General features: G+C 72.3%; 22 protein-coding genes and 5 pseudogenes. 11 read left to right on the forward strand and 16 right to left on the reverse strand.

From position 1 onward, the window contains the following. Positions 1-43 precede the first annotated feature (43 nt). Positions 44-316, forward strand: coding sequence for a hypothetical protein (locus ABT048_RS35975; RefSeq protein WP_350525824.1), 273 nt, complete (start codon positions 44-46; stop codon positions 314-316). A gap of 30 nt (positions 317-346) precedes the next feature. Here ABT048_RS35975 and ABT048_RS35980 read toward each other — a convergent pair whose 3' ends face one another. From ABT048_RS35980 to ABT048_RS36010, 8 genes and pseudogenes are all read right to left on the reverse strand, one after another. Continuing rightward, positions 347-880: a CbrC family protein gene (locus ABT048_RS35980; protein WP_350525825.1), complete on the reverse strand. Its 534-nt coding sequence runs from the start codon at positions 878-880 to the stop codon at positions 347-349. Between the two features lie 169 nt (positions 881-1049). Then, positions 1050-2220 (reverse strand): annotated as a pseudogene (locus tag ABT048_RS35985) (ISKra4 family transposase); the annotation flags it as partial. A 70-nt stretch (positions 2221-2290) separates the two neighbouring features. Continuing rightward, positions 2291-2617, reverse strand: coding sequence for a hypothetical protein (locus tag ABT048_RS35990; RefSeq protein ID WP_350525826.1), 327 nt, complete (start codon positions 2615-2617; stop codon positions 2291-2293). Positions 2618-3092: 475 nt separating this feature from the next. After that, complete coding sequence (locus ABT048_RS35995) at positions 3093-3764, reverse strand: deaminase (RefSeq protein ID WP_350525827.1); 672 nt, start codon at positions 3762-3764, stop codon at positions 3093-3095. A gap of 395 nt (positions 3765-4159) precedes the next feature. Further along, positions 4160-4813, reverse strand: coding sequence for a tRNA-specific adenosine deaminase (locus tag ABT048_RS36000; RefSeq protein WP_350525828.1), 654 nt, complete (start codon positions 4811-4813; stop codon positions 4160-4162). Between the two features lie 345 nt (positions 4814-5158). Continuing rightward, positions 5159-5644 (reverse strand): annotated as a pseudogene (locus ABT048_RS41765) (hypothetical protein); the annotation flags it as partial. A gap of 107 nt (positions 5645-5751) precedes the next feature. Beyond that, positions 5752-6060: a hypothetical protein gene (locus ABT048_RS36005; RefSeq protein ID WP_350525829.1), complete on the reverse strand. Its 309-nt coding sequence runs from the start codon at positions 6058-6060 to the stop codon at positions 5752-5754. An 863-nt stretch (positions 6061-6923) separates the two neighbouring features. Further along, complete coding sequence (locus ABT048_RS36010) at positions 6924-7664, reverse strand: rhomboid family intramembrane serine protease (RefSeq protein WP_350525830.1); 741 nt, start codon at positions 7662-7664, stop codon at positions 6924-6926. A 1597-nt stretch (positions 7665-9261) separates the two neighbouring features. Between ABT048_RS36010 and ABT048_RS36015 the strand changes: the two genes are divergently transcribed. Continuing rightward, positions 9262-9861, forward strand: coding sequence for a hypothetical protein (locus ABT048_RS36015; protein WP_350525831.1), 600 nt, complete (start codon positions 9262-9264; stop codon positions 9859-9861). Positions 9862-10180: 319 nt separating this feature from the next. On the opposite strand, the gene ABT048_RS36020 is transcribed toward ABT048_RS36015, so the two are convergent. Beyond that, the gene (locus ABT048_RS36020) at positions 10181-11296 is read right to left on the reverse strand and encodes a serine hydrolase domain-containing protein (RefSeq protein ID WP_350525832.1); all 1116 of its coding nucleotides are present in this window, start codon (positions 11294-11296) and stop codon (positions 10181-10183) included. A gap of 92 nt (positions 11297-11388) precedes the next feature. On the opposite strand from ABT048_RS36020, the gene ABT048_RS36025 reads away from it, so the two are divergent. The 4 genes from ABT048_RS36025 to ABT048_RS36040 all read left to right on the forward strand — a co-directional run bounded on the left by ABT048_RS36025 (position 11389) and on the right by ABT048_RS36040 (position 14617). Beyond that, a complete protein-coding gene (locus ABT048_RS36025; RefSeq protein WP_350525833.1) occupies positions 11389-12279 on the forward strand; it encodes an AraC family transcriptional regulator in 891 nt (296 codons plus the stop codon). 128 nt (positions 12280-12407) lie between these two features. Then, positions 12408-12968 carry a DIP1984 family protein gene (locus tag ABT048_RS36030; RefSeq protein WP_350525834.1) on the forward strand — a complete coding sequence of 187 codons (561 nt, stop codon included), beginning with the start codon at positions 12408-12410 and terminating at the stop codon, positions 12966-12968. A gap of 295 nt (positions 12969-13263) precedes the next feature. Further along, positions 13264-13869, forward strand: a complete 606-nt coding sequence (locus ABT048_RS36035) for a TetR/AcrR family transcriptional regulator (RefSeq protein WP_350525835.1) — start codon at positions 13264-13266, stop codon at positions 13867-13869. 103 nt (positions 13870-13972) lie between these two features. Beyond that, positions 13973-14617 carry a cysteine hydrolase family protein gene (locus tag ABT048_RS36040; RefSeq protein ID WP_350525836.1) on the forward strand — a complete coding sequence of 215 codons (645 nt, stop codon included), beginning with the start codon at positions 13973-13975 and terminating at the stop codon, positions 14615-14617. A 113-nt stretch (positions 14618-14730) separates the two neighbouring features. On the opposite strand, the pseudogene ABT048_RS36045 reads toward ABT048_RS36040, so the two are convergent. The 3 genes and pseudogenes from ABT048_RS36045 to ABT048_RS36055 form a co-directional block, all read right to left on the reverse strand. Further along, positions 14731-14868: pseudogene (locus ABT048_RS36045) on the reverse strand (IS982 family transposase); the annotation flags it as partial. Positions 14869-14906: 38 nt separating this feature from the next. Next, positions 14907-15407 (reverse strand): hypothetical protein, encoded by a 501-nt coding sequence (locus ABT048_RS36050; protein ID WP_350525837.1) that lies wholly within the window; start codon positions 15405-15407, stop codon positions 14907-14909. An 11-nt stretch (positions 15408-15418) separates the two neighbouring features. Next, positions 15419-16519: an AAA family ATPase gene (locus ABT048_RS36055; protein WP_350525838.1), complete on the reverse strand. Its 1101-nt coding sequence runs from the start codon at positions 16517-16519 to the stop codon at positions 15419-15421. A 784-nt stretch (positions 16520-17303) separates the two neighbouring features. Here ABT048_RS36055 and ABT048_RS36060 point away from each other — a divergent pair. Together ABT048_RS36060 and ABT048_RS36065 are read left to right on the forward strand one after the other, a co-directional pair. Continuing rightward, positions 17304-19295: an Ig domain-containing protein gene (locus tag ABT048_RS36060; protein ID WP_350525839.1), complete on the forward strand. Its 1992-nt coding sequence runs from the start codon at positions 17304-17306 to the stop codon at positions 19293-19295. 512 nt (positions 19296-19807) lie between these two features. Further along, on the forward strand, positions 19808-19993 hold the full coding sequence (locus ABT048_RS36065; protein ID WP_350525840.1) for a hypothetical protein: 186 nt from the start codon (positions 19808-19810) through the stop codon (positions 19991-19993). A gap of 52 nt (positions 19994-20045) precedes the next feature. Here ABT048_RS36065 and ABT048_RS36070 read toward each other — a convergent pair whose 3' ends face one another. Further along, positions 20046-22070, reverse strand: coding sequence for a sensor histidine kinase (locus ABT048_RS36070; RefSeq protein ID WP_350525841.1), 2025 nt, complete (start codon positions 22068-22070; stop codon positions 20046-20048). Between the two features lie 417 nt (positions 22071-22487). Then, positions 22488-22913 (reverse strand): hypothetical protein, encoded by a 426-nt coding sequence (locus ABT048_RS36075; RefSeq protein WP_350525842.1) that lies wholly within the window; start codon positions 22911-22913, stop codon positions 22488-22490. Positions 22914-23348: 435 nt separating this feature from the next. Between ABT048_RS36075 and ABT048_RS36080 the strand changes: the two genes are divergently transcribed. The 3 genes and pseudogenes from ABT048_RS36080 to ABT048_RS36090 all read left to right on the forward strand — a co-directional run. After that, positions 23349-24167 carry a hypothetical protein gene (locus ABT048_RS36080; protein ID WP_350525843.1) on the forward strand — a complete coding sequence of 273 codons (819 nt, stop codon included), beginning with the start codon at positions 23349-23351 and terminating at the stop codon, positions 24165-24167. A 123-nt stretch (positions 24168-24290) separates the two neighbouring features. Next, positions 24291-24605: pseudogene (locus ABT048_RS36085) on the forward strand (hypothetical protein); the annotation flags it as partial. A gap of 56 nt (positions 24606-24661) precedes the next feature. Beyond that, a pseudogene (locus ABT048_RS36090) lies at positions 24662-24957 on the forward strand (2'-5' RNA ligase family protein); the annotation flags it as partial. 56 nt (positions 24958-25013) lie between these two features. On the opposite strand, the gene ABT048_RS36095 reads toward ABT048_RS36090, so the two are convergent. Beyond that, positions 25014-25520 carry a flavin reductase family protein gene (locus ABT048_RS36095; RefSeq protein WP_350525844.1) on the reverse strand — a complete coding sequence of 169 codons (507 nt, stop codon included), beginning with the start codon at positions 25518-25520 and terminating at the stop codon, positions 25014-25016. 104 nt (positions 25521-25624) lie between these two features. Further along, positions 25625-26824 (reverse strand): PLP-dependent aminotransferase family protein, encoded by a 1200-nt coding sequence (locus tag ABT048_RS36100; protein ID WP_350525845.1) that lies wholly within the window; start codon positions 26822-26824, stop codon positions 25625-25627. Between the last annotated feature and the right edge of the window lie 17 nt (positions 26825-26841).

The raw sequence follows: 26841 nt of genomic DNA on the forward strand, positions 1-26841 counted from the left end.
GCGGGTACTTCATCGGTGCAGCCATGGCAGAGGCTCCCTTCTCATGGCCCATCAGGCCATCTCCGGCAACCTTCCGCACGTCGGGGGAACCTCAGTCCGCGGCCTGGGCGACCCCGACCGCGCCACGCTCGGCGACGGCCTGGTCCACCTCACCTGGCCCAACCACCTGGGCGTCCAGGAGCTCCAGCAAGGCGGCCGCCCGGTCGGCTGGATCGAGGAGTACGACGTCCAGCGCGGCATCTGGACCGCCCTAATCGACAGCAGCCTCGTCGCCAACGCCGCCAGCGGCGAACCCCTTCGGGTGCAGTTCCCTTGAAGGGAAAGGCCCGTGCAGGGCTGCGCCTGGCTATGAAGCGTCGGCGTAGGCGAGGTGGGTGCCGCAGACGGTGCAGCGGAAGAGCATCGCGCTTGCGCCCTGCCCGAGGTGGGTCAGGAAGCTCTCGTGCTGGGATGCGTCGTGCCAGCCGCTGATCCGTAGGTCGGTTCGAAGCTGGTCGAGTGCCTCGGGGTGGGCTGTGAGTTCGGTGTATCCGACCTCGCCGATAAAGGCGGCCGCGTCGTTGCAGTGGACGAGCCAGTGCGGGTCCTGCCAGGCGTGGAAGCCCGGGGTGCGGCGAGTGACGTGCTCCAGGGTCTCCTCGCTGACGCCGTCGAGTCCGTATGAGTCGGTGAATTCACCTTCGAATCGTTCGGCGGCGCTCCCGTCGGCGATGCACCAGGGGCAGAATCTCCCGCTGACGTCCTGCGCCGTATAGAAGGTAGCGGTGTAGATCCAGCCCGTGGCGCGCTCGCAGCAGGCACAGGTCTCGGCGCTCTCGCGGATGGATCCGCTGGCGACGGGATCAGGGTGGTAGCGGAAGGCGGGCAGGCTGGCGCTCACTGCTGGGCCTGCCCGTGCAAGGAGGGGGCCGCGTCGACGTGGGTGGTCTGCGCGTCGGTGGGCACGCCTGTGAACCTCATGGGTCGCAGTCTGTCCGCAAGCAGTCCCGTGATCAAGCGGCGAGGTGCAACCGCCGCTGGTCCGGGGTGGGGTAGAGGCGTTCGTGTTCGCGGGCGGCGTGGCCGGCCAGGATCGCGGTCAGGTGGTCGGCGGCCCAGGTCTCGGCCTCGGTGGTGCCGGGTTCGTGGAAGGCATGGGCGGCGGCCCAGACGTATTCGGCGACGTGTACGAAGTCCAGCAGGACGTGGACCGTGACGCCGCGTCGGCCGGTCTCCGCTGTGATCGGGTTGAGCTGGTGGGCGGGCCCCGTCGACCAGGACGATCCACGGCCGCAGGTGTTTCGGGTCGCGTGCCTGGGCCTGGTCGAAGGCGTCGGCGATGACCTGCTCGGGCGAACGCGCCAGCGAGGCAGTGCACCACTTGTTCTCCGCTCTCGGCCCCGGACGGGCGGGGCGTTCGCCGCTTCGGCCGCCGGGCGCGTGGATCACATCGTGCGGGGGCCTGGGCGCCGGACGGGTGTCGAAGACGCAGGCCACGGTCGCCATCCGCTTCCGGTTCGGCTTCTCGCCGGGCGCGAGTCTGCCGCGATGGCCGGTCGCGACCTTCTCGGCGGCCCGGCGGGTGGCCTCCCGCAGGGCCTCCGGGCGCCTCACCACGCCCTTGCCGTCCACCTGGACCACCAGCGGCATCTCGCGGCTGCACGGGACCGGGATCACGGTCCGGTAGAAGTCGTCGACGTCGACCGCGGCCGCGACCACGAGCTCTTCCAATCTGCGCTTGCCGAGCAGGTTCCCGCAGCGGCGCTCGACTGCGTCGTGGGCCTGGTCGAAGGAGCCGCGAACGGCCTCGGTGACAGCGAGCCGCCGTAGTCCCGTCGAGTGCCGGCCTGCAGGCAGGGACAGCGCCTGGTCGGCGGGGTGGACGTTACCCGTGCCCGGCCCCCGGTGGGCGACCCGGGTGACTCGGACCATCCCGAACACGGTGGCCAGCCACCGCGAGTGCCCGGTCTCCCGCCAGGGCCGCACCCGCCCCTCCGGCCCGGTCACCGCCGGGCCGGCACCGGCGCGAACTTGGTGGTCTTCCTGCCAGGCCCGCAGGTCCAGGTGGTCCTGCAGCAGCAGGCGAAGCAGTTCTCGCCCGGCCGCATCGAGGTGTTCCTCCAGTTCGGCGTGGGTCCAGGTGGTCGCCGGATTTCCTGACAGCGTGTGCATCAGCGTCTCGAAGGCGCTGAGGGAGTGTGCAAAGAGGTCAGTGGTGCATCGGGTGTCGTACGGTGTCATCTCCAGGGCTCTTCCCGTCCAGCATCGATTGGGCCGCACCTTCGAATGCAGGCGCGGAAGATCCCTGCTGTTAACGGGAGTTGGGCGATTTGGCCGTCCGACGGCGAGCCAGGGTAAACATCCCTGGGGTGTCCTCCCGCCGCTCGGCGCCCGCATAGGCCGACGCCACCGGCCCACCCACAGTCGCCCCGTCAGCATCGACCGCGACCGCTGGCCTCTCCGAGGTCAACTCCGCGAGCACTTCCCCGACCGTCTCCCGCGCGATCCGCAACCGCTCCAGGCTCTCCCGCGCCAGATCCAGTCTTCCGGACAACTCGGCGAGCTCGGCTTCGAGCTCCTCCGCCCGCCCCCGGGCAGCCACCTCGCGCGCTTCCAACTCCTCGAACAACGAGCCCATCTGCTATCCCTCCTCCACCACCAAGGTAGAGACGGGCAGCCCCGAGCACAGTCCCGCGCAGCCGTCCTCCAGTTCAACCCTTCCCTTGAGAGGAACCGCACCCAACCCCTTCCCTGCCCCGACGCCGAAGGCGCCCTTGCCCTGCTGCGCCGGGCCCTGGGCGAGCATCTCACCCGCTGGTAGACCGGGCCGGCCGACGCGGCCGCGCGCCGGCCCGCGTGCGATGGACAGCTCCAGCAGCGCGCGGCGCGCCTGTGGACAGGCCGCGCGGGTTTTGCGCGCCGACCGCGCCGACCCGGCCGGGGTGCACCACCGGGTCAGCCGCCCGCAGGTGGGGAATCGGGGCGAGCAGGTCTGGCGAACTGCAGAGCGCAGGGTGGCCGTTTTTCGGGAGCTTCATCACGTGGCCACTACCCTGCCGTTGTTGGAGGCCACTGAGCGCGAGCAGGACGCCGGCCGGGCCGTGGCCTTCGGGCTACTTCCTCTCGAAGAGCGGATCCGTCTCTTCGTGGAGCACGCCCCCGACCACCGGCATCCTGGTCCTGGGATCCCCTGGCGGCAACGTCGCGACGACCTGAGGCATTGAGATCCTGGGCACCGTGTTGCCTGGTTGTGCCATAAGGAACTCAAGCGAGGTCCCGTAGGCCACGCCGGCCACGCGCGCAAAGACAGCACACGTCGCGCACATAGGGCATGGCTCGGCCGTCGTCACCAAGACGGTCGTGGAGGCGGCAGTAAAGCTCCCTTTGCTGATGCTGTATCCCCGGAGCGCATTGAGCTCCGCATGCGCCGACGGGTCGGCGCCGCCGGTATTCGCCGCGCTCCAGACGATCTCACCATTGCCCACGTCGACAAGTACGGCGCCGTAGCCGAATGAATGAGCCGCCCGCTTCGCAACGTCGATCGCTGCGCGCATTGCTGTCTCTAGGTTCCTGCGCACGGGCTCCGGCAATGCGTCGGGCGGTGAGGTGGGGAACTCGGGCTGGAGTGGCAGCTTCGTGGGTGGTGTGCACTGCTGGATGGGTGAGTCCTGCGCGTCTGCACGCGCCTCGCCCAAGAGCGACAGTGCCCCAACAGCACCAATGACGATCGCGCCCTGACGCAGCGCCTGGCGGCGATCGAGCGAGTGTGGCATCGACGTCGTCATCGGACATCTGACCCATATAGACCAAAAGGCTGCGGTGCGGGTGCTCCCGGACATGCCGCAAGCCCCCTTGCATCCGACTTCGCGCAGCGCTTGCCGCCCTCGACGACGAGATCACGGTATTCCACGATCATCCTTCGCTTCTCGGTTCTCGACTATGACTGCTCATGAGATCCGGGGTTGACTCGGGAAAAATACGACTACAGGCTTCAAGCCTTTATCCTCGGCCCTCGGGCGCCCGGAGAATGGGAATACGTCGCAGGGGTCAGGCGCAGCCACGATGCCCGCCATACCGGGGTGCGGGGCGCAAGTCCGGACTCGATCCGGAGGCCTGTCCGGAAGATCCTTCAGTGACACCGCCGGCCCCCGATGCCGGCGAGGTCGCGCCCGGTGCAAGGTCACATAAAGAGCGGATCCGTCTCTTCGTGTAGCACGCCCCCGACCACCGGCATGTTCGGCAAGGGGCCGGTCGCGACGACCTGAGGCATCGAGATCCGGACCGGCATGCGGGTGGGTGGATGTCCGATGAGGAACTCGAGCGAGGTTCCGTACGCCACTCCGGCCACTCGCGAGAAGATGGCACACGTCGCGCACATAGGGCATGGCTCGGCCGTCGTCACCAAAACGGTCTTCTGCAAGGCATCCCCATCGGGGTGCAAGAGGCCGAAGTTCCGGATCACATTGAGTTCTGCATGATTCGTTCCAGGGCCGTCGCCCCCCTTCGCTTCTGCGACGATCCGACCATCATCCACGTTGACCAGTACGGCGCCGAATCCGCGGAACCGCGGCGCCGGCGACACCACCTTGATTGCTGCGCGCATTGCTGTCTCTAGGTTCCTGCGCACGGGCTCCGGCAATGCGTCGGGCGGCGAGGTGGGGAACTCGGGCTGGAGTGGCAGCTTCGTGGGTGGTGTGCACTGCTGGATGGGTGAGTCCTGCGCGTCTGCACGCGCCTCGCCCAAGAGCGACAGTGCCCCAACAGCACCAATGACGATCGCGCCCTGACGCAGCGCCTGGCGGCGATCGAGCGAGTGTGGCATCGACGTCGTCATCGGACATCTGACCCATATAGACCAAAAGGCTGCGGTGCGGGTGCTCCCGGACATGCCGCAAGCCCCCTTGCATCCGACGTCGCGTAGCGCTTGCCGCCCTCGACGACGAGATCACGGTATTCCACGATCATCCCTTCTCAATCCCCACCCATGCCGGGGTTGTGTTTGATTCGGCGGGCCGTGGTGCTCAACGTATCGGTGGTTCAGTAGTGCGACTTAAGTGTCGGGCCCGGGTTCCACTCGTTCAGCCGGACGGCGTCCAGCGGCGCGGCCCACGAGGTCCGGCCCGATTCCAGGGTGACGACCCATGAGTAGGGCCAGCCCGGGATCATCAGGTGCTTGTTCTCACCACGGCCGTAGGTGTGGCACAACGACCAGGCGCCGCCGTCGCCGCCGTCCCGCCGCGCCCACCCGGCTCGCTCCCGCCGCCCCGGTCCGCGCGGGGTGGCCGCCAGCCCCGGTGAGGCTGGGAGGCACCGGCTGCTGCCGGACCTGGTCGAGTGAGCACCTGGTCCCGGGCGGGGTGGTCGTCTGCACGACCTGGCACGAGCCCGCCTGCCCGGCCTGGCCCCGGCGACCACCAGCACGGCGGCCGGGCGCTCGGACGGCGGCGCGTCTGACTTCGGACGCGGGATCGCGGGTGCCATCGGCCAGGACGGCCAGGGTTGCCGGGGGATACCCTGCGCCGAAGACGGTACTGAGGGTGCCCGTCGCGTAGGCGCGTACCCGCGGGTCCGGGTCAGACGCCGGGCTGGTGACCGTCCCGACGTACCGCGTCGCGTCGAGGGCAGTGACGCACAGGCCCCAGAGGCCGACCATCCGGGCCCTGGGGTCGCGCGAGGAAACAAAAGTCCAGGGTCAGCCTGAGAGACTCCTCGGGCCGGGCGAGGAACAGCTCAAGGACAACCACCTCCAGCGCATCCCCGTCCTCGTTGCGGTCACTCATCCGCGCGCGCATCAGGACCGGCAAGGGCCGCCGCACCACAGGCACCCGCCAGGACATGGGCGATCTGGTCTCGCGCGAAGGAATCGTCCGCGGCGACGTAACGGGCAAGTCGCTGTTCCAGCTCCGGTCGCAGGAACGCGGCAGCCGGCGCCCGCAGTTCCTCCACCAAAGGCTCGAACCGACGGTGGGTGTCGGGCCCGCGCTCCGCACTGCTGGCGAGCCGTGTGCCCCACTCGCTCAACGCGTGTTCCAGCGCCGCACGCTCTGTCGCTGCGTCTTCGGCCCCACCAGTACTGGCCACGCGGCTCACCCTACGGAGGGTGCTATCGGCCTGCTGCTCTCCGGGGCCAGGGGCAACAACCTGCCCCAAGGGCACAGAGCCGCGTTGGCGGCCCCTCTCCCGGTCGACCGAGCCGGAAACCGTCTCGCGCCCCGAATTATCAAGCAGCTACTGCGAGTTGAGAGGGGAATGCGATGCGCTCGTCGAACAGTCGGCGGTTCTGGAGGCAGTGGTAGAGCTGGCCGAGCATGCGGTTGAACAGGTTGCGGTGAGCGCCCGGCGAACACCGGACGCCCCAGGGGGCCCGTCGGGCCGCTCCGGCTGCTGACCCGCTCGCCGCTGGGTGCCTGCCCGGCCCGGCTGGACCTGTCGACGCCGACCGGACCCGGCGCCGCTCGACACGAAGCTGTCAGTGGAGCGAGTCCCGGTAGCGCGAGGACCAGAACGGACGTCAGTGCCCGACGCCGTTACTGACGTTTCGGTGTCGTCCGACAGGACGCTCCCGGGCCGCTTGGCCCTTTCTCGTTGCGTCCGGCGGGGCCGGCCGCGCGCCCGCTCACAAGCGGGCTGGGGTGGTGGTGGGGCGGGGGGCGCGCTGGGCGGGAACGGGCTTGGCGGCTGTCAGGAACTCGCCTGGTGCCGGCCGGATATCTCTCGAAGGCAACGCCCGACCAGGACCACCGAAAGACGCCCGTGAGCACCCGTGAGCACCCGTCAGCGCCCCGCCGAGCCCGACGACAACGACGACCAGGGCGACCAAGGCGACCAGGGCGACACCGTCGAACCATCGACACCGTCCCGGCCGCCTCGTCGCCGTCCCCTCCGCGCCCCCGGCGCGGCGCCCGGCCCGCTCCCGCCGCGGACCGCGAGGACAGACCGGGCGCTCAGGCAGGACGGCTACGCGGGGCGGCGGATCCTGTCGGCGGACGGCTCCCGCGCGGAACGAGGGCGAGGCCGAGCAGACACCCCGCCACCAGGCCGACACCGTGGTTGTTCTGCATGAGGCACAGCAGCGTTCCTGCCGCAGGGACGAGGAGCAGGTACCAGATGTTCTTGAACGGCCGGGGCGGGGCGGTCGCGCCCAGCAGGCAGCTGACGGCCAGGGCGCCCAACAGCGCGCAGATCGCCACCGAGTCGCCGCCGCCGCGGGTCGACCAGCCGGCCAGGCTGACCACGTGCGCCGACACGCCGCCGACGAGGAAGACGGCCAGGGTCCGCCACCGGCCGAGGACCGCCTCGGCGACCGCGCCGATCACGAGCAGGGCCGGCAGGTTGAACGCGATCTGTCCGATGCCCGAGGACTGCACCAGGAGTGCGGTCACGGCGCGCCACCACTGTCCGTCCGACAGGGCGTCCGGCTGGCGGGCCAGATCCCCGATGACGGAGGGCGCCAGGTACTGGACCACCGCCATCACCGCCATCACCGCGAACAACCCGAGGGTGACCCAGGGGCGCCGGGCCAGGCCCTCCCGGACCACCGCGAGCACCTCGCCCGGGCCGCCGCCACCGGCTGGGACCCCGCCGGCCCCGGCGGCATTCGCGGGGCCGGCCAGCACCAGCGCCCGCAGTCCCACGCCGACCACCACGGCAGCGCTCGCGTACAACCCGATCTCGTGCGGCGACATCGCCGACCCCCGTCCGAACAGCCCCCGGGGCGGTCCCGCCCCCCGATGCGGCCCATCATCGCCGCCGGGCGGCGGCGCCCGCCAGCGTGGATGATCACAAAATGATCATGACAGTCGTCACACTGCCCGGCCGCTCCCGACGTTCGCCGGACGGCCGACGGGTCGGGCGGGGCTGCGATTCAGCCGTCAGTGGACCCGCCAGCCCGGGGGTCGCTGCTGGACCTGCCGCCCGGAACGCAACGAGCGGCTGGAACGGGAGGTCGAAGAGCAGTTGGAGGCCGCCCGGGCCGCGAACGCCGCGCTGCGTCCGTGCTGGTCGTGCCGGGGCTCGATCGGTGGAGGGTGGGCTCGGTGCTTGGAGCTGCAGGAGGAGGCCGGCCTGGACCGGCTGGAGTGCCCGCGGTGCGTCAGCGACCGGGAGAGGAAGGGAACCGGGCCCGCTGGTGCTCCCCGCCCCGGCCAAGCGCGAGCAGATGGCTGCCCTGGTCTCTGCCCCGGACGATCCGTGGTGGGAGGACCGGGCGCTCCACCGAGCGCCCCGGGACAGTCGTCCCGACGGCCGTCGACGCTCGCCGGCGGCTCCGGGAGGCTACCGGCTGTCCCTGGACGCCCACCGAGGGGCCGCAGGCCCCGCTCAGCGGCCACCCACGGGCCCGCAGGGCCCTACCAAGGCGGTGCCGCAGGCGCGCCCAAGCCGCCGCCCGCTGGGCTCGGCGACGTCCTGGCCGACATCCTCGCCCTCGCCCTGGCCTGGCCTGCTCGCTGCCGGCTGCGCCCGGGCCGTCCTCTCGCCGACCGCGGCCGCCTGCCTGCCGTGCCCCGCTTCGGTGTCCGGGCTGCAGTCCTCGACGAGGCACCCGGCGCCAGTGGCACCCACGCAGCCGCGCCAACGGCACCGGGTGACCGGGCGAAAGGCCCGCCGGGTCCACCGCGAGCTGATGCGAACCTTGGCCTGCGCCGACTGCGGCCGGCTTCCGAAGGAGGAGAGCACCGGGGAGTACGGCCCCGAAGGACAGGTGGAGTGGACCCGCCGCCGCGGCGGCCGCTGCTGGGCCTGCCACCAGGACACGACGAACGACTGGAACGGGAGGCCGAAGAGCAACTGGAGGCCGCCCGGGCGGCGAACGCCGCGCTCGCCCGTGCTGGACGTGCGGGGGCTCTTTCGGCGGCAAGGCGGGCTCCGTGCTGGAGCTCACGGAGAAGGCCGAGCCGGATCGGCTGCCGGAGGCGACGGGGGCCCGGCCGTCGGCCTTGCGATTGTCGGGATGCGCGTCTGGTCCGGGGCTCATGACCGTCTCGTTGCCGTTCTTCGCCCGGGCGGTCGTGCTGGTAGGCCTCCTGATCGGGACTGGTGCCCGTGGGGTGGGCCGTGAGCTTGTGCCCTGTCCGGGCGCGAGGGCGCCGTCCGGATGCCATCGTCGTTGGCCTGGGTCATTGGCCTGATGGGTGCCGTGCTGCCCGGCGCCGTCCAGGCCGCGCCGCCGCCGTCGCGGGCCTGCTTGCCGGCCGTCGTCCCGGGTTGCCGGGTTCGCACTGCCGGGTATCCCTTTCCTAGCCCGCCGCCAGGACGGCTGAGGGCGGATCCTAGGGTGATCCCATGGACGTGGGGGCGGTACTGATTGCGATGACCGGGGTGGCGGGGACGTTGGGCGGCGCGCTGCTGACCCAGCGCGGCGCGGACCGGGTCAAGAAGCGTGAGCTGGAGATGAGCCACGCCATCCAGGAACGTCGCGAGAACCGCGAACTGCGGCGGCGGTGCTACACCGAACTCCATCGGGACGCCCGACAGTTCGCCACGGCGCTGAGCCGCCACCTGTACGTCATGCGGGACCGCGCGCCCGGGGAGGAGGATGTCCAGGCGCTGGAAAGGGCGAAGGACGCCCACCGGGACCGCTGGTCCGAGACCTTGATGGTCGCCCCGGACACCGTGATCGTTCCGGCCAACAAATTGAACGACGCACTGACCCGGGTGTACGGGCAGATCAAGCGCATCGAACAGGGGAACCCCCGGCTCGGCGAGACGCTACGGTCGGCCGCCGAGGGTCAACAGGCGCTCTGGCCCCTGATCCGCGCCACCCGCGAGGCGATGCGCGTCGACTTGGGCGTCACGGGCGCCGCCTCCTGGCCCGAGTCCACCTCGGCCGACGACCCGGCCATGATCGGCGACTTCGAGGAGACGGACGGCGAAACCTCCTAGCTTTGGCCTGTGTGATGTCGTGATCAGCCAGTGGTCGGCAGGAGATCATCGATCCAGATCATTGAGGTCGGAGGTATCCCATGCGCGTCCGCGCAGACTTCTCGCCCCGCCCGCGTCGGCTGTCTCGCCCTGGCCGGGGCGGTCTCCGCCACCCCGGTCCGGGGCGACCTGGCTCCGCCCGCTGCCCGTACGCGGCGTCCAGTACTGCGCCGGCGTGCTCGGGCACGTCCCGGGCGCGGACACGGTCTCACCGGTCCTCGGCCGGGCCTGCTCACCGGGCTCCCACGCCGACGCGGTCGCCCAGCACAGCTGAGGCCTGTCAGCGCAGTCCGCCGTACGCCGCCATGACGATCTCCATGCCGCGGTTGTCCTCCTGCCGGCCCCGGTCGATCATCCGGTTCATGACGTAGGCCACCGTCATCCGTGCGTCGGGGTCGCTCGCGACCAGGGAGCCGCCCCAGCCGCCCCAGCCGAAGGTGCTGCCGAACCTGCCGAAGCCGGCCGTCCAGCACATCGGTGTTCCCAGGACGCGGTCCTCGCCGCGGAACACTTCCTGCCACGCGGGCTCGCAGCCCTGCGGGGACAGCAGCCGCACGCCGCCGGCGGCTCCCCGGCTCGCCAGTACCGACTGGACGAGGGCGACGGACCGGGCGTTGCCGAAGCCGTTCACCGCGGGGATCTGCGCACGGCGCCAGGCCGCCGAGTTGACGTCCCTGACCCGGATCGCAGCGCCGGTGGTCTCCGGCGGTGCGCCGTCCGGTCCGAGCGGTGCGGCGGCGACGTACTCGTCGGTCAACGACGGCGGTGGGATGAGCGGTGCGACGCGGTGGTCGTGCGCGGCGGAGAGCCCGATGTGGAAGTCCGCGCCCAGCGGCTCGGCCACCTCCTCGGCGAAGAACTCGCCGAGGCTGCGGCCGGTGATGCGGCGGACGACCTCGCCGATCAGGAACCCGAAGGTGAGCGCGTGATAGCCGGCGGCCGTCCCGGGTTCCCAGTCGGGGGCCTGCGCGGCCAGCCCCGCCGTCACGTTCTCCCAGTCGTAGAGGTCCTCGACCGCCGCCGGCCCGGTCAGGGTCGGCAGCCCGGCGGTGTGGGACAGCACGTGCCGCACCAGCATGCTCTCCTTGCCGGCCGCGGCGAACTCGGGCCAGTAGTCGGCGACTGGCGCGGACAGGTCGAGCCGGCCCCGGTCGGCCAGGATCAGCGCGCTCAGGGCGGTCATGGTCTTGGTCGTGGAGTTCACGCAGGTGAGGGTGGAGCGCTCCCAGCCGACCGAGCGGTCCGCATCGGCGTAGCCGCCCCAGATGTCGACCACCGGCTCGCCGTCGAGGTAGACGGCGACAGAGGCGCCCACGTCGTCCTTGTCGAGCGACGCCGCGAGGGCCGCACGGACTGCGGCGAAGCGGGGCTCGCACGCTCCCTTGATATCGGTCATGGTGTAAGCCTCGGGCGACGGAGGGGCTCGCTGCCTGACACTTCCCGCACCGGTTCGGTCGGGCGTCGCGATCGGATGAAGGGCGGACACGCGTGCTGGAGCCGCTCAATCAGGCGCTGGACCATCTGGAGGCCCACCTCGACCGGGAGGTCGACATCGCCGAGGCGGCCCGGATCGCCGCGATGTCCGAGTACCACTTCCGGCGGCTGTTCTCCACGCTCGCCGGGATGCCGCTCACGGTCTACGTACGGCGCCGGCGGATGACGCTCGCCGGCGCCGAGGTGCTGTCCGGGGAGTTGACGCTGCTCGACGTCGCGGTGCGCTACGGGTACGGCTCGGGCGAGGCGTTCGCCCGGGCGTTCCGGTCGGTGCACGGCATCGGGCCGGGCGAGGCCCGGCGCACGGGTGCGGTGCTCACGGCGCAGCCGCGCATGTCCTTCCGCGTCGTCGTCGAAGGGAGCACGACGATGCGGTACCGGATCGTCGAGAAGGAGCGGTTCCGGATCGTCGGTAGGAAGGCCCGGGTCCCGCTCGTGCACGAGGGGGTCAACGCGGCCGCCGCGGCGCATCTGGAGAGCCTGGACGAGCGGGCGGTCGCCCGGATGAAGGAGCTGTCCGACCGGGAGCCGGAAGGAGTCCTGTCGGCGGCGGTTCACCTGACCGACAGCCGGGAGGACGGCGCGGAGGCGGACTACTGGATCGGCGTGGTGACCGGTCCCGAGGCGACTGCCGAGGATCTCGACGCCCTTGACGTACCGGCCGGGACCTGGGCGGTCTTCGACAATCGCGGGCCCTATCCGCGTGCCCTCCAGGAACTGTGGCGGGACGTGTTCACCCAGTGGTTCCCCTCGAACCCCTACGCGAGCCGGCCGGGTCCGGAGCTGCTCCGGACGCGCCCCGTGGAGATCGGCGCGGAGGCCGACTCCCAGCTGTGGATCCCGGTCGAACTGAGCGGCTGGAGCGCCGGGTCGTCCCCCTCGTGACCGCTACGCGCCGGAGTCGGACACCCCTTCGTGCCCGCGGGGGCAGGAGGGCACAGGGGTGCCGGCGGCCAGGGTGAACCACCCGGTGACCGGTCCGCAGCACGTCTGGGTCGTGTGACGTCGCCCCGATGTGCCTCGCCGAGGAGGACGAGCGGAGCGCCCGCCTCACCCGGCTCGACCTGTTCTTCCTGCTCGGCGGCCACGCACCCGCCGGGCCACGGGCCGCACCGCGCGAACTGACCGAGCTGGTGTCCGCCCACCCGGACGCCCGCCTCACCGCCGCCCATGGGGAGCAGTTGCGGGCGCGCGTCGTCGGCAGTGCCCGCTACCAGGAGGGCGAGGAGCCGGCCGAGAACGCGGCGGAGGTCCTGGCCCAGGCCGGGGAGGTGCCGGATGAGCTGGAGAGGCTGATCCGTCAGATCAACCGGACCAACTCCACCGTGCTCATCGAGGGTGGCGGCACTCTTACCGACGCCCTCGCCCGCCGGGACGTCCTGCGGCTGCGCCACTCGGTGACCACGGCGGCCGCCGACGCCGCCTCCGGACGCGACCAGCGCGGAGCCGTACGGCAGCTGCGGTCCGAACTCAGGATCCTCTCCGCGCTGCCGGTCGCCGAGCTCCGCGCCCAGGCGGATGCCCTGGCCAAGGAGATCCGCGAGGTGGACACCTTCCTCCGGCCGGTGGCCTGATCGCAGGTCGGCAGCCGGTCAGATCCCGGTGAGACGGTAACTGTCTCTTCGGCCATCCTGTTGTCACCGAGATCGGACTCAGCGTCCTCGTCGCACTCCGAGCTGTCCTGTCGCACAGGGGCTGACGAACTCTCACCGGATCTCATCCGTGTTGTCGGAATCTCACCGTTTCACTCCAGGCGATGATGTGGCGCCGGTCCTGCGAGTTCGTGTGGACGGGGCAGAGGACAGTGCTCCCGGGTAGCCGGACGGCCCGATTCCAACCGGCGGGTTGGTTGCTTCGTATGCTGGGTGCATGGCATGGGACACCGCGAAGACCAAGAGGCTGTTGCTCGACGCCGCCGTGGACGAGTTCGCCACGCACGGGCCCGAGGGTGCCCGGATCGACCGCATCGCGGCCGCAGCCGGGGTCAACAAGGAGCGGATCTACCCCTACTTCGGCGGCAAGGGGCAGTTGTTCGCCGCAGCGCTCCAGCGCGAGCTGGAACAGCTCGCCGCCGCCGTGCCGATGGAGGAGGCGGACGGGCGGACGGTAGACCTTCCGGAGTATGCGGGCCGGGTGTTCGACTACCACCTCGACCATCCGCACCTGCTGCGCCTGCTGCAGTGGGAGGCCCTGTACGGCGATGCCGCTGCTCCGGTCGCGGGCGAGGAGCGGCGGGCCGCCCAGTACGCCGAGAAGCTTGCCGCGGTCTCCCGCGCGCGCCGGGGAGAAGTGGATTCCGCGCAGGCCGGGGCACCGCTCGCGCCCGAGGAGTTGTTGTACGCCGTCGTGGCACTGGCCGGCTGGCAGTTCGCCGCGCCGCAGCTCGCCCGGATGATCCTCGGCGGTGCGGTCGACGAGGATCCGGCCACCCGACGGGCCGCCGTCGTGGACATGGTGCGCAGGCTCGCGCTCTGACCCGCCCGGACCCTCATTTCCAACTGTCGGGTTGGAAGTGAGGGTCCGCTAGCGCTAGTGTCCAACTCATCAGTTGGAAATTTTCCGGACAAGGAGCCCGACCATGACGGTCATGTCCGCACGCCCGAACGCCGCCCTCGTCCTCATCGAGTTCCAGCGCGAGTGGCTCGACCCCGATCACGGCCGCCTCAACCACCTCGTCGAGGACCGCGGCCTGCTCGACACCGCCGTGCGCGGCGCAGCCGCCGCACTGGCCGCCGCCCGCGCGCACGGCGTCCCCGTCGTGCACGTGCCACTCGTCCTCACCCCCGGCGCACCGGAACTGGAGAGCTGGACCCCGGCGCGACTCGGCCTGCGCGCGGCGATCCCCAAGGCCGGCACCTGGATCCAGGGCAGCGCCGGCGTCGAATTCGCCGAGGCATTCCAGCCCGCTCTCGGCGAACCGGTCGTGCGCGGCCGCGCCGGCGCCAGCGCCTTCGCCGGTTCCTCCGACTTCGACCTGATCCTGCGCCGACTCGGGGTGACCGACCTGTACCTGGCGGGCTTCGCCACCCACGTATGCGTCGAATCCACCCTGCGCGAAGCCCACGACCGCGGATACACCACCCACGTCATCCACGACGCCTGCGCGGCCTTCACCCGCGCCCAGCAGCAACACGTCCGCGAATACGTGATCCACCACTTCGGCGCCGAAACCGACGCAGCCGCATTCACCGCCTCACTCGACACCGTGACCACCGCACGATGACAGTGAGGAGTACGCCGCCGCCGAAGCCGGTCTGACGGGAGAACGCGGATTCCTCGCCCCGTCTCGGCCGGCCATCCCGGGAAACCGCAGGACCGCCTGGACCATGGCGCGTTTCCGGGGGTTCGGGCCTGGTGGCGTTCGAGGTGGAGCCGGCCCTTGAAGGTGTCGTTGACCGGCTCGATGACCTGCCGCAACGGCCTGAACAGCTGCGATCCGGCCCGCTCGGGCCCGCCCTTTCGGCCGGAATTCAAACGAGGCAACCGAGATCACCGCAAGGAAATTCAACCATTCACAGAGACTGGGAAACCCGCGTCACGGGCACGTGGACCAAGCCCTCACCACCGGACTCGACCCTCTCCGCCAAGACCTCCAACACCCGCTCCGGAGACACCCCCAACTCAGCCGCCAGCACCGCCAGGCGCCGCTCCGCCGTGGCGGACAGCTCCACTGCCAGCCGCCGTCCGGCCTCCCCCCGGGGCATCCGGTGAACCGGCCGCGTCTCCTCCTGCTGCGCCGCGACGAGGTCCCGGTACTCCGCGATCCAGACCTGAGCCTGCTCGTCGCGTGCGACGTCGTAGGTCTCCCACCCCTGGACGCGGACGAGCTCGGCGATCCGCTCCCACTCGTCGGCCTCCTGCGCAGCGGAAGGGCCGTAGCTCAGCAGGTCGGCCTCCCGCTTCGACCAGCGCGCCTGCTCCGACTGGTTGGCGAGATACCCGGACGATTCTCCCTGCGCTTTATGCTGCACAGCGGATCGGGAGAGGTAGATTCCGTAGGAGTCGTCATGCACCGCGCGTCCCTTCACCCTGCTGCGCCGTTGTGGCAATCCATTCTGTCCCTGCCGAAGCCGAGCCAGTACGACCTGCGCGTGGTGACTACGACGGCGACATGCTCCCCTACGGCCGCCGAGTCGCCGCCGACCTCACCACCGCAGGGTCGGCAACCCATACCAGGCACACCCCTGCGCACCCGGTGGTCCACGGCCCCGCCGGCCTCGGACGCCGGCGTGTCGGCCACCGCGGCGACGGTCGCCAGGTCGAACTCCGCTCCGGCCACCGCCGCCGCCCGCAGCACGTCGTGGGCCCGCGCCGAGAGGGTGTCCAGCTCGCCGCGGATCTCCGGACCGGGCGACCACTCCGGCGCGTCGGCGATCGCCCGGGGGTCCCCCGCGGCCAGCCCGCCGACCAGCGCGGCCGGCAGCGGGGCCAGCTCGTGCAGCTGACGGGGGACGCCCGCGCTCGCCCGGGCGAGCCGTCGCCGGTGCTCCGACGAGGCCTGCGGCACCAGGCCGGCCACCTGGTCGGGGGTCAGCGGGCCGAGCGTGATCCGGAGGGCGGCGGCATCCGTCAGGGCCCGCTCCAGCCCGGGCGGACAGCCGCCGCGCCGGTACGCCAGGACGCAGCCGAGCCGCCCGTCCGACGGGCCCCCCACCAGCCGGTCCAGGAGCGGCAGCGACTCGTCGTCCGCCCACTGCAGGTCGTCCAGCAGGAGCAGCGTCCGGCCAGTGGCGGCGGGCGCGCTCCCGGCCGGCCCAGTGAGGGCGTCCAGGAGGCGGCCGTGCCAGCGGTGGCGTCCCAACGGACCGGGCCGCGCCGCCTCGAACTCGGCGGTGAACTCGTCCAGCAGCTGCCGTGCCCCGGCTGCCCACAGCAGGTTCAGCAGGAGCCCGTACGGCGTCTCCCGCTCGGCGGCCGAGGCCCGCGCCGCGACCGCCCGATGCCCGGCGGCGAGGGCCCGCCCCCGCAGCTCGTCCAGCAACCGGCTCTTGCCGATGCCGGGCATGCCCTCCACCACGGCGACGGCCGGCCCGCCCGGCGCACCGTCGGCCACCCGCCCCAGCAACTCCAACTCCCGCCCGCGCCCCACCAGCACGCCCGCGCCGCCCTTCCCCGACCCCACCACTGCGCCTCCCCGGTCCGTCCACCGCGCCGCCGTTGGTGGTGGACATGCCGTCAGCTTGGTGCAACCGGGCGGCCGCTGACAATGCGGCCCCGGCCCGGCGTCAGGCCCTGACCCGCCGCTGGGCTTGTTCGTCCCGGCCGTCGCTCCGTCGCCGATCGCGAACACCATCGCCGAAGAGATCATGAGTGGCGTCGCCGACGTCGACCTCGCACTGCCGCCGCGCGAGCGGACCGCCGAACTCGCCCGACGGCCTCGACCGCCGCACGGGCGCCTGATCGCCGACCAGCGGCCGGGGCCCCTCTCGGCACTGCCGCCCATCCGCTTCTGGCGCACCATCGAACAGCCTGGAAGCCATCGTCCGGGCGGCCGTGACTTCCGACGGGCTCATCCTGACAGGGCCTCACGCCGGAGGTCGGAGGCCCCAGCACCAAGACGAAGTCGGCTTGGGTAAGGCGCAGTTAAAATCCGCGCCCGGACCGCGAGCCCGCCCGCCGGCACCGGCGGCTTCGGTGCGTGGGCGACCGGGCCGGGCGGGGGCGGGCGCGGCGGCGTAGCGGGGCACGGCTGGGCGGCGTGCCGCAGCCGCGCGGGCGCCGGCGGGCGCCGTGCGCGGGACCTTGTGCGCGCGGGTAAGTGAAATATCATATGGCGCATTGCACAGCGGTGCCCGGGTGAGACCCGGTTCCCCGTCCTCCGCCGCGACCCGCTGGCGACCAGTCAGCTCCGCATGCGCGCCGCACCGTGCGTCCCCCACCCTCACGCCACGAGAGACGGAAGCCGACCTGTGTCCAGATTCCGATCCCGCCTGTCCGAACGCGCCCGGCACGGTCGGCGAACCGCCCTGGTGGCGCTCGCGGCCGCGCTGGCCGGCGCCGGGCTGAGCGCCCCGCTGTCCGCCATGGCGGACAGCCACCCGCCGCAGGCCGTCACCGCGGTGGCCCAGCCGGGCACCCCGAAGACGGCCGCCGCCCCGCACAAGCCCGGCCCGCACCGGGCCAAGACCGCCCGCACCGGCCCGGTCGCCGCAGCGAGCACCGACGGCAAGAAGGCCCCCGAACTGGTCGACGGCGCCGACCCGGGCACCGGCAGCAACGGCGACGGCAACGTCGCCAACGAGTACGACCTCCAGGTCACCTACAAGGGCGGCCAGGAGTCGACCGGCGTGGTGATCGGCGCACCCAAGGTCTACCTGGTGCTCTGGGGTTCCCAGTGGGGCACCCCGTCGACGAACCCGGCCGGCGACGTCACGGCGAGCGGCGACCCGGACCAGGCCGCCCCCTACCAGCAGGACTTCTTCAAAGGCCTCGGCAGCGCCGGCGACGGCTGGAGCGCCGTGCTGACCCAGTACTGCGAGGGCATCGCCGCCGGCTCCGTCCAGTGCCCGGCCGGGTCCGCCCACATCCCCTACCCGCAGGCGGGCAGCGTGCTCGCCGGCGTCTGGGTGGACAACGCCGCCCCCGCGCCGCAGGCCGCCACCGAGCCGCAGATCGGCGCCGAGGCGGTGGCCGCCGCCAAGCACTTCGGCAACCTGACCGAGGCGCAGAACCGCAACGTCCAGTACGTCATCGACTCGCCGCAGGGCACCGACCCGGACAAGTGGAAGGAACTGGGCTACTGCGCCTGGCACGACTTCCAGCGCTCACAGTACGGCCGGCTCGCGTACACCAACATGCCGTACCTGACGGACGCGGCCGGTTGCGGCACCAACTGGTTCGGCGAGAACACCCCGCGGGGCCGGCTGGACGGCTACGGGATCATCGGCGGCCACGAGTACGCGGAGACGGTGACCGACCCGAACACCCCGGGCGGCTGGACCGACGCCACCGGCCAGGAGATCGGCGACAAGTGCGCCTGGATCCCGAAGGGCGCCAACGGTGGGCTGTTCTTCGAGAACCTGTCCACGGGCAGCTTCCCGCTGCAGACCCTGTGGTCCAACTCCGACCACCTGTGCGTCGATTCGGACCCCGTCGTGTCGAGCCCGCCGGTCTCGGTGAGCACGATGTGCGACCGCACCGACAAGGCCGGACAGCCGCTGTCGATCCCGGCGGTGGGCGTGTCGAGCACCGGCGCGGCCCTCGCCTACAGCGCCACCGGGCTGCCGCAGGGGCTGGCCATCGACGCGCACAGCGGAGTGATCTCCGGCACCGCCGCCGCGACGGGCAACTACCAGCGGATCACCGTGACGGCGACGGACGGCGTGGGCAACACGGCCTCCACCGGCTTCTGGGAGAACGTCAGCACCTCGGGCGGGACGGGCTGCGGCTCCATCGAGCAGCTGACCGACGCCGGCTTCGAGAACGGCTCGGCGAACGTCAACCACACGGTGATGACGGACACCTGGAACCCGTCCGGGTACAACATCGTCACCCCCTCCAGCCTGCACGCGCCGCACTCCGGCTCGTGGTACGCCTGGCTCGGCCAGAACACCGGGACGGACGACTCCATCACCACCTACCTGAACACCTACCCCGGCTACGGGCAGGCCCAGTTCTCCTTCTGGCTGGACGTCGAGTCCACCAACACCTCCGCCTCCGCACCCGACACCCTCTCCCTGGTCGCCGTCAACCAGTACACCGGGCAGCCGATCGGCACGCTCAGGACCTGGACCAGCCAGACGCCGACCCACGGATACCAGTACCAGGCGGTCGACCTCTCCCCGGTCATCGCCCAGGCCGGCTGGGGCACCACGATCGGTCTCAAACTCGTCTCCCACGAGACCGGAACGACCCCCGCCACCGCCTTCCTGATTGACGACACCTCCGCCCACGAGAGCTGACCCCCCGCGAACGACGGCCCCGGCACCGCAGCCTGCGGCGCCGGGGCCGACGCACGGCCCAGGGCGGGCCCCGCACGGAGCGGTCCCGGCGAGGCAGCCCGGGAGGCGAACGCCGTGCTACGCCCGTGCCGGACGTGCCGGGGCTCGATCGGCGGGAAGGAGGCGCCTCGCCGGAGCTCACGGAGAAGGCCGGGCCGGACCGGCTGCCGAAAGCGACGGGGGCCCGACCGTCGGCCTTGCGATGTTCGAGATCAGTGTCCGGTCCGGGGCTCATGACCGTCTCGTGGCCGTTCTTCGCCCGGACGCGCGGCGAACCGATCGTGATTACGAGTGGGTCGGCCCGGCCAGAAGCACAGAGACAGGCCAGGTCGTGGTTCGGCCCGCGTCGCACCGTGCCGCACCTGCGGCGCACACCGGTTCGGCCGGCTCGGCCGACGGGTTCCGGCAGGGCGTCCGGCATCGCGGCGCGGCAACCGTCCGACCAGAAGAGGCACGGGCCGAGGGAGCACCTGATGAAGATCACCACCAAGATCGCTCTCGGGATCGGGGTCCTCATCGGATACGTCCTGGGGCGACTGAAGAAGGGACGGTGGGCCCTGTCCGTGGCGAGGTTCTTCGCCGGACGGAGCCTCGACCCGCGAGCGCTCGCCATCGAAGCGCTGCAGAAGCTGGGCGAGGAGAGGACCGACACCGCGTAGTGACGGGGTGAGGCCGGCGGCCACGGCGTCGAGGTCCTGACGGCGGCCCGGGTCAGTCGGCCTGACCGCAGGGGAAGACGGCGCGGACGACGGCACCGACGGGGGCGTTACCTGCGGTGAAGGTGCCGCCGAGCTCTTCGACGCGCTCGGCCATGGAACGGAGGCCGACCCCGGACGTGGAGGCACCGATGGGGAAGCCGGTGCCGTTGTCGGCGACCTCGACGGTGACCCGGTCGGGGAGGGCGTGCAGGCTGAGCCGGACGGCCGTGGCACCCGCGTGGCGGACCACGTTGTTCAGGGCCTCACCGCTGATCCGGTACACGGCGACCTCGACCGCGGCAGAGAACACGGGCAGCGGGTCCGGGCACAGGTCGAGGGTGACGTCGAGCGACCGGCTCCCGAGGGTGTCCGCGAGCCGACGGAGCGCGTCGGCCAGACCCTTGCCGTCGAGGGGACCGGGACCCAGACCGTGGGTGATCTGCCGGAGCTCGGTGATCGCGTCGCCGATGCCGACGGAGGCCGCGGTAAGCGAGTCAGCGGCTTCGGAGTCATCGGGCAGGTCGGCACTGGCGGCATCGATCCTCAGGCGCAGGCCGGAGAGGGCGGGGCCGAGACCGTCGTGGAGGTCGTGGCGCAGCCGGCGGCGTTCCTCCTCGCGGGCCTGTACGAGTTGCTCGCGGCTCGCTTGGAGGTCTTCGTACAGGCCGAGCGAGGCGATCGCCGGCGAGGCCTGGTCGGCGAGCAGGCGCAGCACCTCGCGGTCCTGTCGGTCCAGCTCGGACTGCCCGGGGCGGGGCGGCACCAGCAGTTCGCCGATCTCGGCGCCCTCGTAGGTGAGCGGGAATCGCACGCCGGTCGGGTCGGGTGCCCCGATTCGGGCCAGCTCGCGCGGCCCGCTGCGGGTCCGGACCCGGACCGCGGCGGCGGGCAGTCCGAGGGCCTGCACCACGGTCCGGCAGAGCAGCGGCGGCGCGTCCGCCGGGTTGACGGCGTGGCTCATCCGCTCCGCCAGCTGCCGGATCAGCTGGTACGGGTGGGCCCGCTCGCCGTAGTAGTAGCGGTCCACGGCATGCCCCACCGCGTGGGCGGCCGGGCGCAGGAGCGCGCCCAGGACCGCCGCCGTCGCCACCTGCCACCAGCGCGCGTCGGGCCCGGTGTCGGGTAGCAGCCGGTGCGTCAGGTAGGCAGCGAGCAGGGCGCCGACGAACAGCAGCGCGCAGAACACGAACGCGACCAGGTATCGCCGGGTGGCCCGGTCCAGGGAGAATCGGCGGTCGCGCCGGAAGGCGGCGATCGGCACCAGCATCCAGGCGGCCTCGCCCGCCACGACAACCGCGTACGGCAGCCACCCGGGGGAGTCGGTGACGAAGTGCGGGACGGCGGCCAGCGCGGCCCACACCACGTAGGCGGTCATCACCGCCCACAGGTACGGGTGCGCCCCGGGCAGGCGCCACCAGCGGACCGCCGCCACCGTCAGCGTGAGCACCAGGCTCGCGGCGAACAGGTCGAAGGTGTACGGGCTGAGCCACCCGTCCAGCCAGCCGTACAGCGCGGTGTGGTGGAGCGGGTTCGGCAGGCCGTACCACTCGGGCACCCGGGCGGTGTTGGCGAAGGCGAGCAGGACGCTCCACCCGCCCACCAGCACGGTGACCGAGCGCCAGGCTCCACCGGGTAGCCGGGCGTCCGGGAGCCAGAGCGGGAAGCCCACCACCACGAAGGCGTTGGTGATGTCCGCGGCCAGCACCACGACCGCGATGACCCCGACGACCGTCGGCCCGGCCCCGGCCAGCCCGGCTGCCAGTAGCAGCACCATGCGCAGCGACTGCAGGACACCGGCGGCCAGCAATAGTGCCCCCAGGGCCTGGCCGTTCCGGTTGACCACCAGGAACAGGCCGGCGAGCGTGAACGTCAGGCCGACCGCGACCCAGAGGCCGTCGTAGAAGTAGTGCTCGCTGACATCCGCCACGGCGGGGTGGGTGAGCGCGAGGAGCGACCACACCGCCGCGCACAGCAGTGTGGTCCCGGCTGCCGCGAGAGCCGTGGCGACACCGGCACCGCCGACCTTGAACCCTTTCATGCGCCACCACCTGCCTGACCCGTTCCATGCTGCTCGCCCCGTCGTCCCGGCCGCACGGGCCACCGGTCCCGTCCCCCGCCGGGGCGCGGCGGGTGGGCGTACAGCGCTGCGGCCGTCCACCGCGCCCGCCCTGCAACTGAACGCCACCACCCCGCTCCAACGGACTCGGCGCGCCGCGACCACCCTCACGAACGGGCTTCGCGGGGGAGAGCCACATGGGATGCTTCTGGAGCCCTTTGACACCTCGACAACCCACGTGCCTCGTGGAAGCCGCGCCGGCGGCGCGCCAGCATGCAAAGAAACAGCAAAGCCCCCGCATCGCCCCTGGTCGCCGAAGGGTCCTCCCCGCGGGCGCCGGTCCCGCCCGGCGCAGGCCGGCCTCGCCTGTGCTCCCCGCCGCGCGGCGGATCCGGTTGCTCAGTCCTCCGATCCGGCGGCGACCGTCTCGTAGGCGTATCCGTCCCGGCGAAGTGCCTGCACGATGGCTTCGACTTCGACGGCGGTTCCGAGGGGTTCCCCGGCCTTCGCCGCCTTCAGCCTGCCGATCGCCTCGGCCGGGCTGCAGTCGAGGATCTCCCGCAGGTGGCGGGCCGCCGCGACGGTCTCGTCCCGGCCCTCCACGAGCCGGGGCCGGAATCCTCCGAACCTCGCCAGCAGTCCTTGCCTGACGTCCTCCGGCCCGGGCCCGTCGCCGTAGTCGCAACTGACCAGACCGCAGTTCTCGCACTGCCATTCGTCGAACCAACCGAACTCCTCGGCCACGATCTGCTGGCCCTGCGAGCCCGTCACGTCATGACCGCACTTGCTGCAGGTCAGCCGGTAGTCGAGTGCGCGGTAGATCATTTCCTCTTCCCGCTCCCGTTCCGACCCACGCATGTTCACGTACCTCTGGACAATCTCATAGAACTCGTCCGTCTGGGCGAGGTGGGCGGCGTTCCGGGCCTGCGACGGCTTGGGGTGGTGCTTCCCGCGCCGCGCCGGCGGGAAGCTGACCGACCAGCAGACCGCGCTCCTGGATGCGCTCCACCGGCACGCCGAGACCGTCGCCGGCTGACCCGCCCTGCAAGACCCCGCCGTCCCGGCCCGCCCTGATCGCCGTCCTCGGGGTGGCACGGCGGCCGTCCTGCCGGCCGGCCGCGCCGGTGACGTCACGTGGTCGTCCGTGGCGGCCCTCCGCTCGTCGTCCTGCTCGCGGACCTGCTCTCCGCCGGCGCCATTGACCACTGGCTGTGGACCCGCCGGGCCGTCGCGGCCTGACGGAGCCCTACGATCGCGCGTATGGCGAACTGGAGCGTCACCGTCATCGACCGGCAGCGCAAGCGCGGCATGGCCCCGGTCCACCGGGCGCCCCAGGAGCCGTTCGCCGAGCGCGACGGACTGGCCATCGGCGGCCGTACAGGCGAGATCACGTGCACCGACGCCGCGGGGCACGTCCGGTGGACCCGCCCCGTCCCCGGTACGCCCAACACGGCGCACATCTCCTCCGGACGCGTCCTCGTCACCACCAGCTCGATCGACTACCACGCGTGGGGCCACCTCGGCCCCGCCTACCTGCTCGACCTGGCGGACGGCGCGCCGGTCGCCGAACTCCGCGGGGAGCGCGGTGCTGCGCTCGGCGCCGGCCGGTTCGTGCTCGGGCTTGTGGGCTACGACCGCTTCCACACCTGGCAGTACGACCGCGACGGCAACTGCACCGACACCTGGCGCGGTTACGGCCACTACGTCGTCGGCACCGGCCTGCGCGTCGTCGAGGTCGACCGGCCGACCAGGAGCCGCGTCGTGCGGCTCCTGCCCGGCGGCGTGATCGAGCGCAGCGCCCTGCCGCTCACCGGATCCCGGCCGTGCGAGCCGGTCGTCCTGCACGACGGCACGATCCTGGTCCTCGACGCGGGCATGCTGCGCGCCGTCGGCCGCGACCTCTCCGGCGCCACCCTCGCCGAACTCCTCCCGGTGCCCGGCGAGGAGGACTGGCGGTTCGTCGCCACCCTGGAACGGACGGCCGCCGACCGGCTCACGGCCGTCATCGAGGAGCGCGACCCCGAGCGGGGCACGTACGTCACCCACACCTGGACGCTCGCTCTGCACGCGCCGCGGTGACGTTCAGGCCGTCGCATCCCAGCGGCCTTTCTCCGGGCGGGCTTCGAAGTCCGTCCCGGGCCACGGCGGCATCGTGACGGCCACGACGCGCAGCGGCCGGCGCTGACGGCGCTGGTAGCGCGGATGACGGACGCCTGGGCTTCCTTCGCCCGCACCGCTGACCCCGGCTGGCCCCCGTACACGGCGGAGAGCCGGGCCACCCGGATCTGGGACCTCGAACCGGGCGTGCGCCACGGAGGCTGGCTGCCCGCGGGTCCCGGCGCGGCCTCGGCACGCGTCGTCCGGGCCGGCGTCCCGACCGAACCCGGCGGGCCCCTGCGGTTCGTCGGCTCCGTCGGCACCGGATTCGCCGGACCGCACCGACGGGCCCTGGCCGCCGTACTGCGCCGAATCGACACGCCGGCGTCGCCGTTCACCGCAGGCGCCGGGCTGGGTCTGCCACCCGGCACCGTGGTCCGGTTCGTCCGACCCGGCCTGCGCGCCGAGGTCGAGTTCTGCACCGGCTCACGGCCGACGTCCGGGCCTGGTCCGGTCCTGCGGGATCGAGTTCGGCGAGCGCCCGCTGCGGCCCCACCTGACGCCGGCGCGCTCCCGCCGCGACGACTCCACCAGCGTGCCGCAGGCCGCGGCCGGGCTCGCCGACTTCGTGGGCCGGCGGTGGCCGGCGGAGCGGCTCCACCTGGTCGGCAGCACCATCGGCCGCGGGCCCGGGCCGATCCGCTACCGTGACATCGAGGCGTGGCGGTTCGGCGTCGGGGTCCGGGCCGGGGGCGACGGTGCCGGGCAGTGACGGGCCGCGCCCGCCCGACGTCGGCAGGCGGTCGGGCGGGTGGCCGGCGGCCCGGGTCAGACGACGCAGCGGCCGTAGTCGCCCCGCAGGAAGACCAGCGGCGGGCCGGTCCGCTGGACGGCGAGGTCGCGGACGGTGGCGGTGACGAACCAGTGGTCGCCCGCCGCCACCTCGCCCGCCGGCTCGCAGTCCAGCCAGGCGAGCGCGTCGACCAGCGCGGGGCAGCCGGCCGGGGTCAGCCGGTACGGCACCTCCCAGCGGGCCGGGTCGCGGGCCGCGAACCCCCGGCACACCTGCTGCTGGTCCGCGGCCAGCACGTTGACGCAGAACCGGCCGGCCGCGCGGATCCGCGGCCAGCTGGTCGAGGACTTGGCGGGCAGGAAGCCCACCAGGCGCGGGTCCAGTGACACCGAGGTGAAGGTGCCGACGATCATCGCGGGCGGTGGCTGCGCCGGGGCCGGCGGCGGTGCGGTCACCAGCACCACCCCGGTGGGGTAGTGGCTGAGCACCGACCGGAACCGGTCGGCGCAGACCGGTGCTCCGCTCAGGGTGGAATCGGACATGGCAGCAGTGCTCCTTCCCTCCCGGGTCGCCGCGGGGACGTGCCGACCGGCTCGTCCCCGCGGCCCCGCCTCACCCCGCCCGTGCCCGCGGCCGGTGCGGTGCGTCAGGCCACGGCCAGCGGTGCGGGCCGGTCCGCGAAGGCGACCCCGGGGAAGGACCGGGCCAGGTCCCGGACGTCGGCGGCCACCGACCGGGACTGCTCGCCGCGCAGCAGCAGCCGGGCGAGCAGCTCGGCCACCGTGGTCATGTCGTCCTCCGTCATGCCCCAGCGGGTCAACTCCTGGGTGCCGAGCCGCAGTCCGGAGCGGGCGGTGCTGGGCAGCACCACCGTGGTGGTGCGGATGTCGGTCGCGGTGAGCAGCCGGCCCCACTCGTGCGGGGTGTTGCCCTCGGGGTGGTGCACCCAGACCTGGTGGGTGTCGGTGAAGCCGAACGCCTCGCCTGCCACGTCGAAGCCGCGGGCCGCCAGCTGCCGGGCCAGTTCGCGCGCGTTGGCGATCACCTGGCGTGCGTAGTCCCCCCGGTGCGGCAGCAGCTCCTCCAGGGTGATCGCCAGGCTGCCGACGCTCGCCGAGTGGGAGCTCGACGCGGTGAACGGGATCCTGGCGCCCACCTGTTCGGCGATGGCGTCGCTGTTGGTGACCAGCAGGCCCTTCTGCGGGCCGGGCAGGGTCTTGTGGGTGCTGCCGGAGATGCTGTCGAACCCGCCGTCCAGCACGAGGGTCCCGGGCGCGGCGGGCAGCAGGCCCAGCAGGTGCGAGGCGTCCAGGCAGAGCACCGCGCCGGGGGCGGCGGCGCGCAGCGCCCGGGCGTCCGGCATCCGCAGCACGGTGGACGCGTCCAGGTAGATGACGTCGGCGGGGTGTTCGGCCGTCCGCTCGGCCAGCGCGGTGTAGTCGATCTCCAGGTTCTGCCGGTCGAACGGCACGTACTCGACCCGGTAGCCGAAGCCCTGGCAGATCGTCACGGTGGCGTAGTGGCCGCCGTCCTCCGGGGCGATCACCATGACCCTGCCGCCGGGGGGTGTGACCGCGGTGAGCACGGTGTGCATGGTGTGCAGGCCGGAGAGGAACTGCACGTAGGCGTGCCGGGCGCCGTAGAACTCCTTGGTGAGGGAGACGCAGTGGTCGTACACCGCGTTCAGGTCGCTGACGTCGCCGTAGACGGCCACGTCGGTCTCGGAGTACGGGTACCGGTTGACCGCGTCGCTGGCCAGCGCCGCGGCGGCTCGTGGCGACAGCCGGTTCTCGATCGGGAACAGGTTCAGGCTGTGCTTGCGTTCCAGGGTGGCCAGGACGTCCATGATGCTCCTCGGGCGGT

The organism is Kitasatospora sp. NPDC096140, from assembly GCF_040303045.1.
Taxonomy (GTDB): Bacteria; Actinomycetota; Actinomycetes; order Streptomycetales; family Streptomycetaceae; genus Kitasatospora.

Bases quoted from the DNA above. Each gene is read 5' to 3' on its own strand.
- ABT048_RS35975 (WP_350525824.1), top strand. From the start codon at position 44: ATGGCCCATCAGGCCATCTCCGGCAACCTTCCGCACGTCGGGGGAACC.
- ABT048_RS35990 (WP_350525826.1), bottom strand. From the start codon at position 2,617: ATGGGCTCGTTGTTCGAGGAGTTGGAAGCGCGCGAGGTGGCTGCCCGG.
- ABT048_RS35995 (WP_350525827.1), bottom strand. From the start codon at position 3,764: ATGACGACGTCGATGCCACACTCGCTCGATCGCCGCCAGGCGCTGCGT.
- ABT048_RS36000 (WP_350525828.1), bottom strand. From the start codon at position 4,813: ATGACGACGTCGATGCCACACTCGCTCGATCGCCGCCAGGCGCTGCGT.
- ABT048_RS36010 (WP_350525830.1), bottom strand. From the start codon at position 7,664: ATGTCGCCGCACGAGATCGGGTTGTACGCGAGCGCTGCCGTGGTGGTC.
- ABT048_RS36015 (WP_350525831.1), top strand. From the start codon at position 9,262: ATGGACGTGGGGGCGGTACTGATTGCGATGACCGGGGTGGCGGGGACG.
- ABT048_RS36020 (WP_350525832.1), bottom strand. From the start codon at position 11,296: ATGACCGATATCAAGGGAGCGTGCGAGCCCCGCTTCGCCGCAGTCCGT.
- ABT048_RS36030 (WP_350525834.1), top strand. From the start codon at position 12,408: ATGTGCCTCGCCGAGGAGGACGAGCGGAGCGCCCGCCTCACCCGGCTC.
- ABT048_RS36035 (WP_350525835.1), top strand. From the start codon at position 13,264: ATGGCATGGGACACCGCGAAGACCAAGAGGCTGTTGCTCGACGCCGCC.
- ABT048_RS36040 (WP_350525836.1), top strand. From the start codon at position 13,973: ATGACGGTCATGTCCGCACGCCCGAACGCCGCCCTCGTCCTCATCGAG.
- ABT048_RS36065 (WP_350525840.1), top strand. From the start codon at position 19,808: ATGAAGATCACCACCAAGATCGCTCTCGGGATCGGGGTCCTCATCGGA.
- ABT048_RS36070 (WP_350525841.1), bottom strand. From the start codon at position 22,070: ATGAAAGGGTTCAAGGTCGGCGGTGCCGGTGTCGCCACGGCTCTCGCG.
- ABT048_RS36075 (WP_350525842.1), bottom strand. From the start codon at position 22,913: ATGATCTACCGCGCACTCGACTACCGGCTGACCTGCAGCAAGTGCGGT.
- ABT048_RS36080 (WP_350525843.1), top strand. From the start codon at position 23,349: ATGGCGAACTGGAGCGTCACCGTCATCGACCGGCAGCGCAAGCGCGGC.
- ABT048_RS36095 (WP_350525844.1), bottom strand. From the start codon at position 25,520: ATGTCCGATTCCACCCTGAGCGGAGCACCGGTCTGCGCCGACCGGTTC.
- ABT048_RS36100 (WP_350525845.1), bottom strand. From the start codon at position 26,824: ATGGACGTCCTGGCCACCCTGGAACGCAAGCACAGCCTGAACCTGTTC.